The following is a 1,329-nucleotide window of genomic DNA, read 5'->3' on the forward strand; positions in this document are numbered from 1 at the left end:
GGCTTGGGATGGCCGTGGCTGGCGTCCTCCTGGGGCTTGGCGGCGCCGCCGTGCTCGCGCGCAGCCTGTCCAGTGTCCTGTATGGCGTGGGTGCGTTCGACGTCGTCACCTTCACGGCCGTGCCCGCGCTGCTCGCGGCAGTGGCGTTGCTGGCAAGCTGGCTGCCCGCGCGCCGTGTCACCCGCGTGCCGCTGTACGAGGCGCTGCGCTCGGACGACTGATCGCGCAGCGCAGATGAACTGAGCGACGGCGCCGCCGCAGTGGACGTGTCCTCCGCGGCGTGTCGTCCAGGGGCTGCGCGAGCGCCAGGCAGGGCAGGAGGAGCGACAGCAGGACGGAGCGGTTCGCGTGGAAGTGCATGCGCGCGGGGCACCTCGTCAGCGCACGGCGCGCGCGGATGCCATGCCATCATCTCCGTGCCGGACTTCATGCTGAACGGACCACGCGGCTACCCCAGGGGCCCCCTCGCGGCGGGGGACCGGAGTCACTCCGGTAGCTCGCTGTTCGGAAATGTCGGGGGTTTTGACGCCACAAAAGTCCCGACATTTCCGAACAGCGATCCACCGGGCTGCGCGCCCGACCCGTCCAGGGGATGCTCCCGGCGCATCACATGAGGTGGGCCTGGTTGTTGTTCTCGAAGCACACATCGACCAGGCCCTTCACCCCGGTAGGAGCCAGACCGTTAGCTCACCCGGTGTACTTCTGCATCAAGCAGGTCTGCGTCTCGCTCCAATCAGAGAGCGCGCGCAGTAGCACGGCCTCGTTCTCGGGCGTCGGCTGCGCCTGATAGTTCAGCCAGGCCGCACCGGTGGCGTCGAAGCCGTCGGCATCCTGCTCCACCACGTCATTGATGAGCTGCTCCTGGGTCAGCCGTACCTTGGCCTCCCTCAGGACCCACTCATTGAAGCGCTGGTCCACAGCACGCCAAGCCTCAAGGGCGGACCGAACCCGCGCGGGAACGTGCCGGTCCGTGGCGGCCATCACGAGCTGCTCTTGAAATTCCTTACCCAGAGACATCTTGAAACCTCCTTACGTGGGTCATGGGTGGGCCCTGCGGCTTGGTTTCTCCTCCACCAAGGTCTTGCCATGGGAGGAGGCGGTTTGGCAGGCTACTTGCTGGGAAGGGAAACCGCTCCCGCGCCGAATCAGTCGCGTCATGGAGGTCTTTTGAGTGCCGCTCAAGGCGAATTCGTTGAGCGGCATTTGTGTCAGTGATTTTCAGGAAGGAGACCGCGGGTGTTCACCTTCTTTGGGCTGATACGATGGGTGTCAGTTGCCGCTGGTGCCTTGGTTGGAGGGCTGGCCGGCCTCCGGCTCGCGGTGGTGGGA

General features: G+C 66.0%; 2 protein-coding genes. One reads left to right on the forward strand and one right to left on the reverse strand.

Annotated elements, in window-relative coordinates; all coding sequences use genetic code 11:
• Positions 1-221, forward strand: a 221-nt coding sequence (locus G4D87_RS37820) for a hypothetical protein (protein ID WP_163787599.1), incomplete at its 5' end; no start/stop codon positions are given.
• 466 nt (positions 222-687) lie between these two features.
• Here G4D87_RS37820 and G4D87_RS37825 read toward each other — a convergent pair.
• Positions 688-1,017 (reverse strand): hypothetical protein, encoded by a 330-nt coding sequence (locus G4D87_RS37825; protein WP_163787600.1) that lies wholly within the window; start codon positions 1,015-1,017, stop codon positions 688-690.
• Positions 1,018-1,329: the final 312 nt, after the last annotated feature.

It is taken from the genome of Myxococcus vastator, from assembly GCF_010894475.1.
In the GTDB taxonomy this organism is placed as follows: Bacteria; Myxococcota; Myxococcia; order Myxococcales; family Myxococcaceae; genus Myxococcus; species Myxococcus vastator.

Bases quoted from the DNA above. Each gene is read 5' to 3' on its own strand.
- G4D87_RS37825 (WP_163787600.1), bottom strand. From the start codon at position 1,017: ATGTCTCTGGGTAAGGAATTTCAAGAGCAGCTCGTGATGGCCGCCACG.